The following is a 13,772-nucleotide window of genomic DNA, read 5'->3' on the forward strand; positions in this document are numbered from 1 at the left end:
GCGCTGCACATGATCGACTTTCACAGCCACGTCGGCACCTCAGCCTACGTCGACCTCCTGCGTCTCCTGCTGGACGAGCGGGCGGCCGAGGTGCGCGGCACGGTGGAGGAGCGGGTCCGCAACGGACGCGTGTATCTCTACGACAAGTATCGTGTCGGCACCCAGATGCGCAGCCGCTATCTCGGCGAGGCGACGGAGGATCTCCGCGCCCGCCTCGCACGCGCGGACGCTCTCAAGGATGACGCAGGGGCGCGGCAATCGGCCCGGTCCCGCCTGATCCGCTTGCTGCGCGCCGAAGGCTACCGGAGCGTCGACCGCGGGACCGGCTCGCTCCTGTCCGCGTTCGAGAAGGCGGGTGTCTTCCGTCTGGGTGGAACGCTGGTCGGAACGGTGGCCTTCGGCCTCTACGAAAACGAGCTCGGCGTGCGGATCGGCCAGGACCGGATTGCGCAGACCGACGACCTCGACATCGCGAGCTTCGAGCGGCTGTCGGTCGCACTGGGCGACCGGGTGGAAGAGGCCACGGACACGCTGCTGACCGACCTCGACTTCGCGCCGGTCCCGACCCTCGACGCGGGACGCGTCTGGCGATGGAAGCAGAGCCGGTCCGGAACGCTGGTCGAGTTCCTCACGCCGGCCTTCGGTGACGAGGGGCTGAAGGAGCTGCCGGCCCTCGGCGTCAGCGCTCAGGCGCTCAACTACCTCAACTACCTGATCGCGGAGCCGATCGCGGCGGCGGCGTTGTATCGCTCTGGTATCCTCGTCCAGATCCCGCGGCCGGAACGGTTTGCGATCCACAAGTTGATCGTGGCGGATCGCCGGCGCGACGGCACCGACAGCGTCAAGGCCCGCAAGGACCGCGCGCAGGCGGCTCTGCTGGTGGAGGTGCTGGCGGAGGAGCGGCCGGACGAGCTGGCGGAGGCGTGGGAGGATGCGCGGGGGCGGGGGCCGCGGTGGCGCGAGCGGATCGACCGGACGCTGGCGCGGATGCCGGAAACGCGGGCGCGGCTGGAGGCGGTGGCGGGGTGAGGTGCAGGCCGGCGAGACGCGACGGCCCCTGTGCGTTCGTCGACCGTCAGGCGGTCGGCCGTCGTCCGCGAGCGGCCTTAGCGCGGGGGCTAGCCCCGCCGCAGCCGGATCACCACATCGACCGCGGTCACCTCGGCCCCTTCGGGCGGGCGGGGCAGACGGCGGATCTCCAGCTCGGACAGGGGCGCGTCGGTGAGCGTGCCGCTGTCCTCCCAGAAGAAGTGGGGGTGGTTCGTCGCGTTCGTGTCGAAGTAGCTCTTCGACCCGTCGACCGTGATCTCGCGCATGAGCCCCGCGTCGCAGAAGGCGCGCAACGTGTTGTAGACCGTGGCGAGCGACACCGGGTCGCCCGCCCGCTCCGCCGCCTCGAACAGGCTCTCGGCCGTCACGTGGCGGTCGCGGCCGTCGCCGACCAGCAGTGCGGCCAGCGCCACCCGCTGCCGCGTCGGGCGCAGGTCGGCCGCCGCGAGCCAGTCGCGGCCCCGGTCGCACCGGTCGGAGGTTACGGAGATCTCGCTCATCGCTGCGGACAATATGGCCCCTGACCCACCGGATTCAACGGCTTTCTCGCCCGGCCAGGTGCCGCCGCTGCGGCCTTGCCCCGCGCGCGCCGCCGGTGATAGAGGGGCGCGACCCGCCACACGAGACCCTCACGGAAGGACCGACATGGCCGACTTTCCGCGCAGCTTCGACAAGGACGACCTGCTGAAATGCGCGCGGGGCGAACTGTTCGGCCCCGGCAACGCGCAGCTGCCCGAGCCGCCGATGCTGATGATGGACCGGATCACCGACATCTCCGAAGATGGCGGCGAACACGGCAAGGGCCACGTCGTGGCCGAGTTCGACATCCACCCCGAGCTGTGGTTCTTCGCCTGCCACTTCCCCGGCAACCCGATCATGCCCGGCTGCCTCGGCCTCGACGGGCTGTGGCAGCTCACCGGCTTCAACCTCGGCTGGCGCGGCTGGCAGGGGCGGGGCTACGCCCTCGGCGTGGGCGAGGTGAAGCTGACCGGGATGGTGCGCCCGGACCGCAAGATGATCCGGTACTTCGTCGACTTCACCAAGGCCGTGCAGACGCGTCGCCTGACGATGGGCGTCGCCGACGGCCGGGTCGAGGCGGACGGCGAGGTGATCTATCAGGTCAAGGACATGAAGGTCGCCCTCAGCGAGAGCTGACGGGGTGCGCCGGGCCGGCCGGTTCCTGCGCGACAACGCCCTTCTCCTCGCGCTGACGGCGCTCGTCGTCCTGCTGTGGTCCACGCCGGTCGTGGTGCCGCTCAAGATCCTGACGGTCCTCTTTCACGAGATCGCCCACGCCGCCGCGGCGACCCTCACCGGGGGCGAGGTGGTGCGCCTGACGGTCGACCTCCGCCAGGGCGGGCACGCGATCACGGCGGGCGGCAGCCGATTTCTCATCCTGTCGGCGGGCTACCTCGGCTCGCTTCTCATCGGCGCTGCGATCTTCCTCGCCGCTCACCGGGGCCGGTCGGACAGGGCGGTGCTGGCGGGGCTGGGCGTTCTCCTCGGCGGGGTCGCGCTGTGGGCAGTGCGGGACATGATCGGCTTCGCGCTTTGCGCGGCGGCGGCGCTGGCCATGCTCGCGGCCGCGCGGTTCCTTCCCGTGGCGGCGGCCGACCTGATCCTGCGGCTCATCGGCCTGACCAGCCTGATCTACGTGCCGCTCGACATCTTCGACGATACGCTCCGCCGGTCGGGCGAGATCTCGGACGCCCGCCTGCTGGCCACCGAAATCGGGGGCGCTACCGTGGTCTGGGGCGCGCTCTGGCTGGCGGTCAGCCTCGTCGTCATCGCGTTGACCCTGCGGGCCGGCCTCGGCCGCGGCCGGGGCTGAGCGGTTGCGCCCCGCCGGCGCCCGCGCCTAGACAGGGGCGAAGAGGAGGACAGCCATGGCACGGATCGTCGTCATCGGCGGCAGCGGACACGTCGGCACCTACCTGGTGCCCGCGCTCGTCGCGCGCGGCCACGAGGTGGTCAACGTCAGCCGCGGCCGCGCCGCGCCCTACCGTCCCCACCCGGCATGGGAGAGAGTGGAGACGGTGACGCTGGACCGCGACGCGATGTCCGACGCGGACTTCGCGGACCGCATCGCCGCGCTGTCCCCCGACGTGGTGATCGACATGATCGCCTTCCGCCTGTCGCAGACCCGCCCGCTAGTCGAGGCGCTGCGGGGCAGGGTACAGCACTTCCTCCACTGCTCGACGATCTGGGTCTACGGCCACAACGCGGCCCAGCCCGCGACCGAGGACGACCCGATGAACCCGTTCGGCGAGTACGGGACGGACAAGGCCGAGATCGAGGCGTGGCTGCTGCCCGACGCGCGGCGCACCGGCTTCCCCGCGCCGGTCTTCCGCCCCGGCCACATCGTCGGCCCCGGCTGGGCGCCGCTGAACCCGGCGGCCAACTTCAACACCGAGGTCTTCGCCCGGATCGCCCGCGGCGAGGAGCTGACGCTGCCGAACTTCGGGCTGGAGACGGTGCACCATGTCCATGCCGAGGACGTGGCGCAGGTGATCCTCTGCGCCATGTCCAACCGTTCCGCCGCCCTCGGCGAGGCGTTCAACGCCGTCTCGCCGCAGGCGCTGAACCTGCGCGGCTACGCCGAGGCGATGTACCGCTTCTTCGGTCACGAGCCCCGGTTGGCCTTCCGGCCGTTCGACGACTGGAAGGCCGGCTGGTCCGACGGGGACGCGACCGCCACGTGGGAGCACATCGCCCGCAGCCCCTGCCACTCGGTCGCGAAGGGGCGCGAGCGCATCGGCTACGTGCCGCGCCATTCCAGCCTGTCCGCGGTGGAAGAGGCGGTGCGGGCGCTCGTCGACGCGGGAAAAGTCTCCGCGCCGGCCTGATCGCCTTGCCCCGCCCCGCCCCGCGGCCTTAGACAGGCTGCGCCCCTGAAGGGAGGACCCCCATGCGTCGTGTCGTCGTCACCGGGCTCGGAATCGTCTCGCCCATCGGAAACTCCGCCGAGGAGGTCGCCGCCAGCCTGAAGGCCGGCCGGTCAGGCATCGAGGCGGTGCCCGAGATGGAAGAGCACGGCTTCCGCAGCCGTATCGCGGGCACGCTCAAGATCGACGTGAGCGAGCATGTCGACAAGCGCGCCCTGCGCTTCATGGGGCCGGGCGCCGCCTACGCCCATATCGCGATGACGCAGGCGATCGCGGACGCGGGGCTCGAGGAGGCGGACGTGGTGAACCCGCGCACCGGCCTCATCGCCGGCTCGGGAGGGCCGTCCACATCCGCGATCTTCGCCGCGCACCAGACGGTGCTGAAGAGCGGGAGCCCCAAGCGGATCGGCCCCTTCGCCGTGCCCAAGGCGATGTCCTCGACGATCAGCGCGAACCTTTCGACCGCGTTCCGGATCAAGGGAATCAACTATTCGATCACCTCGGCCTGCTCGACCTCGCTGCACTGCATCGGCGTCGCGGCGGAGCAGATCATGATGGGCAAGCAGGACGTCATGTTCGCCGGCGGCGCGGAAGAGCTGGACTGGACGTTGTCCTGCCTGTTCGACGCGATGGGCGCGATGTCCTCGAAGTTCAACGACACGCCCGAGCGGGCGAGCCGCGCCTTCGACAAGGACCGCGACGGCTTCGTCATCGCCGGCGGCGGCGGCATCGTCGTGCTGGAAGAGCTGGAGCATGCAAAGGCCCGCGGCGCCACGATCTACGCCGAGGTGACGGGTTTCGCCGCGACCTCGGACGGCGCGGACATGGTGGCGCCCTCGGGCGAGGGCGGCGAGCGGGCCATGCGTCTAGCGCTGCAGACGCTGCCGCAGGGGCGGTCGGTCAGCTACATCAACGCCCACGGCACCTCGACCCCGGTCGGCGACGTCAGCGAGGTGGAGGCGGTGCGGCGGGTGTTCGGCGAGACCCATGCGCCGATCAGCTCCACCAAGTCGATGACGGGCCACAGCCAGGGCGCGACCGGCGCGCAGGAGGCGATCTACTGCCTGCTGATGCTGCGGGACGACTTCATCGCGCCCTCGATCAACGTCGAGACGCTGGATCCGGCGCTGCGCGAGGGAGAGATCGCGACGACGACCGTCGAGGATGCCGGTCTCGACACGGTGATGACCAACTCGTTCGGTTTCGGGGGCACGAACGGCTCGATGCTCCTGTCCAGGTTCAGGGAGTGAGTGTCGTGGGGATCGATCTGCAGGGCAAACGCGGCCTGATCATGGGCGTCGCCAACGACCACTCCATCGCCTGGGGCATCGCCCGCGCGATGGCGGGCGCGGGGGCGGAGCTGGCGTTCTCGTACCAGGGCGAGTCGCTCGAGCGGCGGGTGCGTCCGCTGGCGGCGTCCGTCGGGTCGGACTTCCTCGTGGATGCCGACGTGCTGAGCGACGACAGCCTCGAGCGCTGCTTCGCGACGCTGAAGGAGCGGTGGGGATCGATCGACTTCCTCGTCCACGCCATCGCCTTCTCGGACAAGGCCGAGCTGACGGGGCGGTTCATCAATACCAGCCGCGACAACTTCAAGAACTCGCTGACGATCTCGTGCTACTCGTTCATCGACGTCGCGCGCCGCGCGGCGGAGCTGATGCCGGACGGCGGGTCGATGATCACGCTGACCTACCAGGGGTCGAACCGCGTGACCCCGTTCTACAACGTCATGGGCGTCGCCAAGGCGGCGCTGGAGGCGTCGGTGCGCTACCTCGCCAACGACCTCGGCCCGCAGGGCGTGCGGGTGAACGCGATCTCGCCCGGGCCCATGAAGACGCTCGCCGGGGCGGCCATCGGCGGCGCGCGGCGGACCTTCAAGCACACCGAGGCGAATGCGCCGCTGCGCCGCAACCCCACTTTGGACGCCATCGGCGGGACGGCGGTGTACCTCGCCAGCGAGGCGGGCAGCTGCACGTCGGGCGAGATCATCATCGTGGACGGCGGCTTCCACGTCCTCGGCATGCCGCAGAGCGAGAATCTCGGCTGAGGGGCGGCCGGCTTTACTTTTTGTCAACGGATGCCCATCATCTTGGGCATACGGAAGTCTTCCAGGTGCCTCACCTTCGGAAAAAGGCCCCGCAGAGCGGTGACTCTGCGGGGCCACTCCGTTTCGGGCTAGCCGATCCAGAGCCGGATGATCGCGACCAGCAGGCTGAGCGCCGCCAGCACGACCATCCACTTCCGGAAGGTGTGCTCTTCCAGTTGCCTCACCTCCTCTCGCCGCGAAGGGTCGCGGCGGGGCGAGGCTAGACGTGGGATGGTTAACCAGTCCTGAAGGGTGGCTGGGGAGCCGGGAGGAGATGCCTCCGCCCTCTCGGGAGGGCGGAGGCGAACAGGGTCACTCGTTACCCGTTACCCCCGAAGGTCGGACGGCTGAGCCGACCGCCCCGGGAGACGCATGTTGGGTGGGCCGGCACGGGCACCCCCGGGGCGGGGGCGCCGGACGACCACCATGCGCCCGGACACCTGGAGCTACGTGGTGCCGACGGGCAGAGTTGCAGACAGTCGATTCTTTTTTGCGCCTCCATGATGACGCCGATCGATGACCATCACCCTAACGGCCCTCGCCCCGTCGCCGCGTCGACGGACGGCGGCCACGGACAGGCGCGGGACATGCCCCGGCCTCCTGCCGGACGAGCCGGACGCGCGGGCGCGGGCGCGGGCGGTCACGTGGATGTTCGCCGTCGTCTCGGCGGTGGAGCTGCCGGTCGTTGAGCGGAGGACGCCGTCTTCTTCGACTCCGACGCCGCCGGGGAGCAGCGGTTGCCGATGCTGGGCGTGCTGCGGCGGCTGCAGGCTTCGGACCTGCTGGCGCCGTTCCCGACGCCCGCCGCCTACGTCTCACGGGGCGAGGCGCGGCCGGCGTTCCGGCGGACCTTTGCCGCACAGGCCGAGGTGGCGGCGCGGGCGAAGGGATGGGTCTGCGAGGGGGCGCACAGGCGCCCCGCCCGCGATCTCGTGCGGGAGGCGGCCTCAGGCCGCCTTCACCTCGACAACCTCGATCTTGAAGGTCAGATCCTGACCGGCAAGCGGGTGGTTCGCGTCCAGCTCCACCTGGCTCTCGTCCAGCGCGGTGACGGTCACCGGCATCGTCTGGCCGGTCTGGGTCTGCATCTGCAGGCGGGTGCCGACCTCGACCGGGATGTCGGCCGGGATCGCGTCGCGCGGCACGGTCTGCTTGGCCTCGGGGACGACGTCGCCGTAGGCGTCGGCGGCGGGAACCTCGACCGTCTTCTCCTGGCCCGTCTCCATGCCGGGAAGCGCGGCGTCGAGGCCGGGGATGATCTGGCCGGCGCCGACGGTGAACTCGAGCGGGTCGCGGCCCTGCGAGCTGTCGAAGGTGCTGCCGTCGGCGAGGGTGCCGGTGTAGTGCATGCGTACGGTGTCGCCTTCCTTGACGGTGGTCATGGCGTCTCCTTTCGAATTTTCGGGCAGATTGGGGAGGCCGCCCGCAGGCGGGTTCTCCGTGGCTCTTCCCCAAGGTAGGGGCGCCCGGCCCGGGATGCAAACCGAAGCGGCCCTTTTCCTTCCCCCGCGCCGGTGCGAGGGTCGCGGGCGGAGGGAGCCGCCATGCCGATCACGACCGTCATTTTCGACGCCTACGGGACGCTGTTCGACGTCACCGCGGCCGCCCGCGCCGCCGCGGGCGAACCCGGCGGAGAGCTGTTGCGCGACCGCTGGGAGGCGCTGGCGCGGGACTGGCGGGACCGTCAGCTGGACTACTCGTGGCTGCGGGCGACGGCGGGGCGGCACTGCGACTTCTGGCAGGTCACGCAGGACGCGCTCGACTGGGCGCTGGCGGCGCACCGGATGGCCGAGCCGGTGCTGCGGGAGCGGCTGCTGGCGCTCTACTGGGAGCTGGAGGCGTATCCCGAGGTGCCGGACATGCTGGCGGCGCTGAAGGGCCGGGGGCTGACCACGGCGATCCTGTCCAACGGCTCGCCCGCGATGCTGGAGGGGGCGGTGACGTCCGCGGGCATCGGCGAGTTGCTGGACGCCGTCCTGTCGGTCGAGGAGGTGGGCGTCTTCAAGCCGCACGGGTCGGTCTACGCCCTCGTGTGCGCCCGATTCGGCTGCGCCCCGTCGGAAGTGTTGTTCGTCTCGTCCAACGGCTGGGACGCGGCGGCCGCGGCGGGGTACGGCTTCGCCACTGCCTGGGTGAACCGGGCGGGCCTGCCGCGGGAGAGGTTGTGGGCCGAGCCGGCGCACGAGCTGCGCGACCTGTCCACCGTGCCGGAGCTGGTCTGATGCCGGACTACCGCGCCGCCGACGGCGTCCGCCTGCACTATACCGACGAGGGCGAGGGGCTGCCGCTGGTCTGCCTCCCCGGCCTGACGCGGGAGGGGACGGATTTCGATTTCGTGGCAATGCACCTGACGGGCGTGCGGCTGATCCGGCCGGACTATCGCGGCCGCGGCCGGTCGGACCGGGCGGACCCGGCGACCTACACGGTGCCGCACGAGGCGCAGGACGTGCTGGCGCTGCTGGACCACCTGCGGCTGGAGAAGGTGGCGCTGCTCGGCACGTCGCGGGGCGGGCTGATCTCGATGGCGCTGGCGGCGACGGCGAAGGACCGGCTGGCCGGCGTGGCGCTGAACGACATCGGGCCGGTAATCGAGGAGACCGGGCTCGACTTCATCAGGACGTATCTCGGCCGGAACCCGGTGTCCAAGACGCGCGACGAAGCTGCGAAGGCTCGCGCCAAGGCGATGACCGGCTTCTCCGGCGTCCCCGAAGCGCGCTGGCGCGAGGAGGTGGCACGGCACTACGACGCCGCCGAGGGCGGCCTCGTCATCCGCTACGACCCGAAGCTGCGCGACGCCGTGCTGGCCTCCGGCGCGGCGCCGGCGGCGGACCTCTGGCCGCTGTTCGACGCGCTGGCGGGCCTGCCGCTCTGCCTGATCCGCGGCGAGACGTCGGACATCCTGTCCCGCGCCACGGCGGACGAGATGCGCCGGCGGCGGCCGGACATGATCTTTGCCGAGGTGCCGGGGCGCGGGCATATCCCGTTCCTCGACGAAGCGGAGTCGCTGGCGGCGCTGCACGACTGGCTCGGCCTTATGGGAGTCCCGCAATGAACATCCAGATGATCCGCGCCGCGGCCGAGCGGGGGCGCGGGCACATCCGCGAGACGCCGCTTCTGTCCTCGCCCGCGCTCGACGCGATCGCCGGGCGGCGGGTGCTGGTGAAGGCCGAGTGCCTGCAGCACACCGGCAGCTTCAAGGCGCGCGGCGGCTGGGCCGCGGTGTCGGCCCTGCCCGAGGAGGTGCGGCGCCGCGGCATCCTAGCCTACTCCTCCGGCAACCACGCGCAGGGCGTCGCGCGGGCCGCGGCGGCGATGGGCGCGCCGGCGGTGATCGTGATGCCGAAGGACGCGCCGCAGGCCAAGGTCGAGGGCACCCGCCGCTACGGCGCCGAGATCGTGTTCTACGACCGCGCGGGCGAGAGCCGCGAGGCGCTGGGCGAGGCGCTGGTGGCCGAGCGGGGGATGACGCTGGTGCGTCCCTACGACGAGCCCGAGGTGATCGCCGGCCAGGGCACCTGCGGGCTGGAGATCGCGCGGCAGGCGTCGGCCGAGGGTGTCACCGAGGGCGAGGTGCTGGTCTGCTGCGGCGGCGGCGGCCTCACCTCGGGCGTCGCGCTGGCGCTGGAGGCCGAGGCGCCGGGCCTGCGGGTGCGTCCGGTGGAGCCGGCGAATTATGACGACGTCCGCCGCTCACTGGCGTCGGGGCGGCGCGAGACCAACAGCGCGGACCCGTCCGCCTCGATCTGCGACGCGATCGTGACGCCGTCGCCGGGCGAGCTGACGTTTCCCATCATGTCCCGCCTCTGCGGCCCCGGCCTCGCCGTCACCGAGGACGAGGCGCTCCGCGCGATAGCGCTGGCCATGCGGCACCTGCACGTGGTGCTGGAGCCGGGCGGCGCGGTGTCGCTGGCGGCGGCCCTGTTCCACGGCGGCGAGATCGCCGGCGAGGCGGTGATCGTCGTCGCCTCCGGCGGCAACGCCGACCCTGCGATGATGGCGCGGGCGCTGGCGGCGGAGTAGCAGTGTGACACCGTCCCGAGCCTGGCCCGGGGCCCCGATCCGCTCGGGGCCCCGGCTCGGGGCCGGGGCGGGCAACACGCGCGCCGATGGCTGAGCAGCGCTGCGCGGACGAGCGCAACGCGTCCCGGGCCTGACCCGGGACCCCGATCCGCTCGGGGCCCCGTCTCGGGGCCGGGGCGGGCAGCACGCGCGCTGATGGCTGAGTAGCGCTGCGCGGACGAGCGCAACGCGTCCCGGGCCTGGCCCGGGACCCCGATCCGCTCGGGGCCCCGGCTCGGGGCCGGGGCGGGTGCCAGTCAGCCTGGCTCGCCGTCGGGTCAGGCATTCCGGCCTTGCCCGAACGTCCTCCAACGCGCATCCTTCGGGACATATTATTTCTGCGACCGTTCATGCCGGAGACGATTCCGGCGAAAAGGTATTGTGATGACTGCATTCTCTCTCCAGACCCTCGGTCTGGCGCTGCTGGCCGCGTGCGGTTACGCCCTCGCCACCATCGGCATGAAGCTCGGCTCCGGCGCGATGACCGCACTCGCCGTCGTGCTGATCGCGGGCGGACTAATCGCCGCCGCGCTGACCGAGGTGCGGATCCTGCGGCAAGCCGACCTCGGCGTCGTCTACCTCGTCATCCTCGTCGTCGAGACGCTGATCGTCCTCTGCGTCGCCTGGTGGCTGGGCGAGGGGCTGACCCCGCGCCAGCTGGGCGGCGCCGCCGTTCTGGTTCTCGGCCTGACGCTGGTCCTGCGCTGACCGCCGGGCGTTGACACCCCCGGCCGGGGAGGGCCTTCTGGCGCCGCACCGGCGACTGGGAGGGGGCGATGGACGAGAAGCGGATCGACCGCGAGGGGGTCACCCTCTACAGCCGCGCCGACGGGGCGGAGGACCCGGCCGCGCCGACGCTGGTCTTCGCCAACTCCCTCGGCACCGACCTGACGCTGTGGGATCAGCTGCTGCCGCTGCTGCCGCGCGGCCTGCGCTTCATCCGCTGGGACAAGCGCGGCCACGGGCAGTCGGACGTGCCGCCCGCGCCCTACCACATGGGCACGCTCGTCACCGACGCCGCGGCGGTCTGCGACGCCTGGGACGTGCGGGACGGGGTGTTCGTCGGGCTTTCGATCGGAGGACTGATCGCGCAGGGCCTTGCGGTGAAGCGGCCGGACGTGATGCGCGCCGTGGTCCTGTCGAACACCGGCGCCAAGATCGGCACGCCGCAGCTGTGGGACGACCGGATCGCCGCGATCCGCAAGGGCGGGCTGGAGGCGATGGCGGACGGGGTGATGGAGCGGTGGTTCTCCCGGCCGTTCCGGGAGAGCCCGCAGGTGCGGCCGTGGCGCGACCTTCTCGTCTCCACCCCGGTGGAGGGCTACCTCGGCTGCTGCGCCGCGATCTCGGGGACCGATTTCTGGTCGACGACCGCGAGCCTGCGCCTCCCCGCGCTCGGCATCGCCGGCAGCGAGGACGGCGCCACTCCGCCCGACCTGGTGCGCGAGACGGTCGATCTGATCCCCGGCAGCCGGTTCGAGCTGATCCGCGGCGCCGGCCACCTGCCCTGCGTCGAAGCGCCCGAGGAGTACGCCCGCATCCTCACCGACTTCCTGCGCGGGATCGGCGAGGTCTGATGGCGTCGTTCCTGCTGGTCCACGGCTCGTGCCACGGCGCGTGGTGCTGGGAAGAGACCGTCCCGGCGCTGGCGGCGCTTGGCCACGCGGCGCGGGCGATCGACCTGCCAGGGCACGGGGCCGACCCGACGCCTCCCGAGGGCGTGACGCTGGACGACTACGCCCGGGCCATTGTGGCGGCGCTGCGCGATGGCGACATCCTCGTCGGTCACTCGATGGGCGGCTTCCCGATCACCGCTGCGGCGGAACTTGCGCCGGAGCGGATCGCGCGGCTCGTCTACCTCTGCGCCTACGTGCCCTCGGCGGCGGGCCACAGCCTCGCCGAGATGCGCCGCCTCGCGCCCCGGCAGCCGCTGGTGGAGGCGATCCGCCGCGACGGGCCGGTCTTCACCATCGATCCGGAGATGGCGGTCGCGAAGTTCTTCCATGACGTCGAACCGGGCCGCGCCGCCCGCGCCGTCGCCCGACTCGGCAAGCAACCGGTGGCGCCGCAGGAGGTGCCGGTCACGCCCGACCGGGCGCTCGGGGTGCCGCGCAGCTACATCCGCTGCACCGAGGACGGCGCGGTGCCCTACGAGTTCCAGGTGACCATGACCGGGGACTGGGCCGAGGGGACCGTCTTCGAGATGCAGACGTCGCATTCGCCGTTCCTGTCGGACCCGGAGGGTCTGGCGGCGCTGCTGGACCGGATCGCGGAGGCGGCATGACAGGCTCGATCTACGACAGCGGCATCTACCGCGACCTCGTGCTGGACCGCGAGACGGCGGCCCTGTTCACCGACAGCGCCGAGGTCCGGGCGATGATGATCGTCGAGGGCGCGCTGGCGAAGGCGCAGGGGGCGGTGGGCCTGATCCCCGAAGTGAGCGCCAGGGCGATCCACCGGGCGTCGCTGGAGCTGCAACTGGACCCGGGCGGCCTGTCCGCCGAGACGGGTCGGAGCGCGGTGCCGGTGCCGGCGCTGGTCGCGGCCTTCCGCGAGGCGATGCAGGCGCCCGAGCACGGCGCGTGGATCCACTACGGCGCGACCTCGCAGGACATCGTGGACACCGCGCTGGCCCTGCGCCTGCGGCAGGCGCTGGCGATCTGGGAGGGGCGGCTGCGGGCGCTCGCCGCCGCTCTGGGCCGGCTGGCGGAGGCGCACGCGGAGACGCCGATGGCCGCCCGCACCTACGGGCAGGTCGCGACGGTCACCTCCTTCGGCGCGGTCGTCGCCGGCTGGGGCGCGCCGCTCCTGGACCTGCTGGACGAGTTGCCTGCGGTGCGGGACGGGGTGACGCGGGTGAGCCTCTCGGGCGCGGCCGGAACCCTGTCGGCGATGGGCGACACGGGACCGGAGGTCCGGGCGCGGCTCGCCGAGGGGCTGGGGCTGAGCGATCCGGGCCGGTCGTGGCACACCGACCGGGGCGGGATCGCCCGGCTGGCCGGGTGGATGACGAGGGGGACCGGGGCGATGGGCAAGATGGGCGAGGATCTGATCCTGCTCACGCAGTCCGGCTTCGGCGAGGTGCGGCTTCCGGCGGCGGGCGGCTCCTCCACGATGCCGCAGAAGCAGAACCCGGTGATGCCGTCGCTGCTGGTGACCCTCGCCCGCGTCGGCGCGGCGCTGGAGGGCGTGGTGCAGGGTGCCGTCCTGCATCGCCAGCAGCGCGACGGCGCGGCGTGGATCGCCGAGTGGTTCGTGCTGCCGCAGCTGTGCCTCGGCTTCGGGCGGGCGCTGCAGGTGGCGCAGGACCTTGCCGAGGGCGTGGCGCCGGACGCGGACGCCATGGCGGCGCGGATCGACGACGGCACCGGCCTCATCTTCGCCGAGGCGCTGTCCTTCGCGCTGGCAAAGGCCATGCCTCGGCCCGACGCGCAGGCGGCGGTGAAGGCGATGTGCAAGGACGTCGCCGCCGGAGCGGGATCGCTGCCGGACCTTGCCCGCGCCCGCTGGCCTGATCTCGACCTGTCGTCCGCGTTCGACCCCGCCGCCCAGCTCGGCACCGCGCCCGCCGAGGCGCGCGCCTTCGCCGCCCGCGCCGCCGGCTGATCCGTCCCGTTCGCGCCCAAGGGTGTCGCATCCGGCGCAGAGCCGCCGATCCCGCCGCCCCACCTTCGCCCCCGCCACGCCTCTCG

The 13,772-nt window shown here is 72.2% G+C and carries 15 protein-coding genes; 13 read left to right on the plus strand and 2 right to left on the minus strand.

Annotation, left to right across the window (positions count from 1 at the left end; all coding sequences use genetic code 11):
- The first annotated feature begins 9 nt into the window (after window positions 1-9).
- On the plus strand, window positions 10-1,029 hold the full coding sequence (locus tag A37W_RS0109655) for a nucleotidyltransferase family protein (protein ID WP_018302829.1): 1,020 nt from the start codon (window positions 10-12) through the stop codon (window positions 1,027-1,029).
- An 89-nt stretch (window positions 1,030-1,118) separates the two neighbouring features.
- On the opposite strand, the gene irr is transcribed toward A37W_RS0109655, so the two are convergent.
- Window positions 1,119-1,550: a Fur family transcriptional regulator Irr gene (gene irr / locus A37W_RS0109660; protein WP_018302830.1), complete on the minus strand. Its 432-nt coding sequence runs from the start codon at window positions 1,548-1,550 to the stop codon at window positions 1,119-1,121.
- 145 nt (window positions 1,551-1,695) lie between these two features.
- Between irr and fabA the strand changes: the two genes are divergently transcribed.
- The 5 genes from fabA (at window position 1,696) to A37W_RS0109685 (ending at window position 5,982) form a co-directional block, all read left to right on the plus strand.
- A complete protein-coding gene (gene fabA, locus A37W_RS0109665; protein ID WP_018302831.1) occupies window positions 1,696-2,205 on the plus strand; it encodes a bifunctional 3-hydroxydecanoyl-ACP dehydratase/trans-2-decenoyl-ACP isomerase in 510 nt (169 codons plus the stop codon).
- A 4-nt stretch (window positions 2,206-2,209) separates the two neighbouring features.
- Window positions 2,210-2,881, plus strand: a complete 672-nt coding sequence (locus A37W_RS0109670; RefSeq protein WP_018302832.1) for a M50 family metallopeptidase — start codon at window positions 2,210-2,212, stop codon at window positions 2,879-2,881.
- 55 nt (window positions 2,882-2,936) lie between these two features.
- Window positions 2,937-3,896: an NAD-dependent epimerase/dehydratase family protein gene (locus A37W_RS0109675; protein ID WP_018302833.1), complete on the plus strand. Its 960-nt coding sequence runs from the start codon at window positions 2,937-2,939 to the stop codon at window positions 3,894-3,896.
- A 62-nt stretch (window positions 3,897-3,958) separates the two neighbouring features.
- Entirely contained in the window at window positions 3,959-5,185 is a 1,227-nt protein-coding gene (gene fabB, locus A37W_RS0109680; RefSeq protein ID WP_018302834.1) for a beta-ketoacyl-ACP synthase I, read from the plus strand.
- A 41-nt stretch (window positions 5,186-5,226) separates the two neighbouring features.
- The gene (locus tag A37W_RS0109685) at window positions 5,227-5,982 is read left to right on the plus strand and encodes an enoyl-ACP reductase FabI (RefSeq protein WP_373286028.1); all 756 of its coding nucleotides are present in this window, start codon (window positions 5,227-5,229) and stop codon (window positions 5,980-5,982) included.
- 986 nt (window positions 5,983-6,968) lie between these two features.
- Here A37W_RS0109685 and A37W_RS0109695 read toward each other — a convergent pair.
- Window positions 6,969-7,403, minus strand: coding sequence for an FKBP-type peptidyl-prolyl cis-trans isomerase (locus A37W_RS0109695; protein WP_018302837.1), 435 nt, complete (start codon window positions 7,401-7,403; stop codon window positions 6,969-6,971).
- Between the two features lie 162 nt (window positions 7,404-7,565).
- On the opposite strand from A37W_RS0109695, the gene A37W_RS0109700 reads away from it, so the two are divergent.
- The 7 genes from A37W_RS0109700 (at window position 7,566) to A37W_RS0109730 (ending at window position 13,686) form a co-directional block, all read left to right on the plus strand.
- Window positions 7,566-8,243: a haloacid dehalogenase type II gene (locus tag A37W_RS0109700; protein ID WP_018302838.1), complete on the plus strand. Its 678-nt coding sequence runs from the start codon at window positions 7,566-7,568 to the stop codon at window positions 8,241-8,243.
- Window positions 8,243-9,073: an alpha/beta fold hydrolase gene (locus A37W_RS0109705; RefSeq protein WP_018302839.1), complete on the plus strand. Its 831-nt coding sequence runs from the start codon at window positions 8,243-8,245 to the stop codon at window positions 9,071-9,073. The genes A37W_RS0109700 and A37W_RS0109705 overlap by 1 nt, the downstream gene beginning before the upstream one ends.
- Window positions 9,070-10,041, plus strand: coding sequence for a threonine ammonia-lyase (locus A37W_RS0109710; protein WP_018302840.1), 972 nt, complete (start codon window positions 9,070-9,072; stop codon window positions 10,039-10,041). Before A37W_RS0109705 ends, A37W_RS0109710 begins: the two co-directional genes overlap by 4 nt.
- 423 nt (window positions 10,042-10,464) lie before the next feature.
- The gene (locus A37W_RS0109715; protein WP_018302841.1) at window positions 10,465-10,788 is read left to right on the plus strand and encodes a hypothetical protein; all 324 of its coding nucleotides are present in this window, start codon (window positions 10,465-10,467) and stop codon (window positions 10,786-10,788) included.
- Window positions 10,789-10,856: 68 nt separating this feature from the next.
- Entirely contained in the window at window positions 10,857-11,657 is an 801-nt protein-coding gene (gene pcaD / locus A37W_RS0109720) for a 3-oxoadipate enol-lactonase (RefSeq protein ID WP_018302842.1), read from the plus strand.
- Window positions 11,657-12,364 (plus strand): alpha/beta fold hydrolase, encoded by a 708-nt coding sequence (locus A37W_RS0109725; RefSeq protein ID WP_018302843.1) that lies wholly within the window; start codon window positions 11,657-11,659, stop codon window positions 12,362-12,364. Before pcaD ends, A37W_RS0109725 begins: the two co-directional genes overlap by 1 nt.
- A complete protein-coding gene (locus A37W_RS0109730; protein ID WP_018302844.1) occupies window positions 12,361-13,686 on the plus strand; it encodes a lyase family protein in 1,326 nt (441 codons plus the stop codon). Before A37W_RS0109725 ends, A37W_RS0109730 begins: the two co-directional genes overlap by 4 nt.
- Window positions 13,687-13,772: the final 86 nt, after the last annotated feature.

This window comes from Wenxinia marina DSM 24838 (assembly GCF_000379485.1).
Classification (GTDB): domain Bacteria; phylum Pseudomonadota; class Alphaproteobacteria; order Rhodobacterales; family Rhodobacteraceae; genus Wenxinia; species Wenxinia marina.

Coding starts and splice junctions, on each gene's coding strand:
- fabA (WP_018302831.1), top strand. CDS start 1,696: ATGGCCGACTTTCCGCGCAGCTTCGACAAGGACGACCTGCTGAAATGC.
- A37W_RS0109730 (WP_018302844.1), top strand. CDS start 12,361: ATGACAGGCTCGATCTACGACAGCGGCATCTACCGCGACCTCGTGCTG.
- A37W_RS0109700 (WP_018302838.1), top strand. CDS start 7,566: ATGCCGATCACGACCGTCATTTTCGACGCCTACGGGACGCTGTTCGAC.
- fabB (WP_018302834.1), top strand. CDS start 3,959: ATGCGTCGTGTCGTCGTCACCGGGCTCGGAATCGTCTCGCCCATCGGA.
- pcaD (WP_018302842.1), top strand. CDS start 10,857: ATGGACGAGAAGCGGATCGACCGCGAGGGGGTCACCCTCTACAGCCGC.
- A37W_RS0109695 (WP_018302837.1), bottom strand. CDS start 7,403: ATGACCACCGTCAAGGAAGGCGACACCGTACGCATGCACTACACCGGC.
- A37W_RS0109675 (WP_018302833.1), top strand. CDS start 2,937: ATGGCACGGATCGTCGTCATCGGCGGCAGCGGACACGTCGGCACCTAC.
- A37W_RS0109725 (WP_018302843.1), top strand. CDS start 11,657: ATGGCGTCGTTCCTGCTGGTCCACGGCTCGTGCCACGGCGCGTGGTGC.
- A37W_RS0109710 (WP_018302840.1), top strand. CDS start 9,070: ATGAACATCCAGATGATCCGCGCCGCGGCCGAGCGGGGGCGCGGGCAC.
- A37W_RS0109655 (WP_018302829.1), top strand. CDS start 10: ATGATCGACTTTCACAGCCACGTCGGCACCTCAGCCTACGTCGACCTC.
- A37W_RS0109705 (WP_018302839.1), top strand. CDS start 8,243: ATGCCGGACTACCGCGCCGCCGACGGCGTCCGCCTGCACTATACCGAC.
- A37W_RS0109685 (WP_373286028.1), top strand. CDS start 5,227: ATGGGCGTCGCCAACGACCACTCCATCGCCTGGGGCATCGCCCGCGCG.
- A37W_RS0109715 (WP_018302841.1), top strand. CDS start 10,465: ATGACTGCATTCTCTCTCCAGACCCTCGGTCTGGCGCTGCTGGCCGCG.
- irr (WP_018302830.1), bottom strand. CDS start 1,550: ATGAGCGAGATCTCCGTAACCTCCGACCGGTGCGACCGGGGCCGCGAC.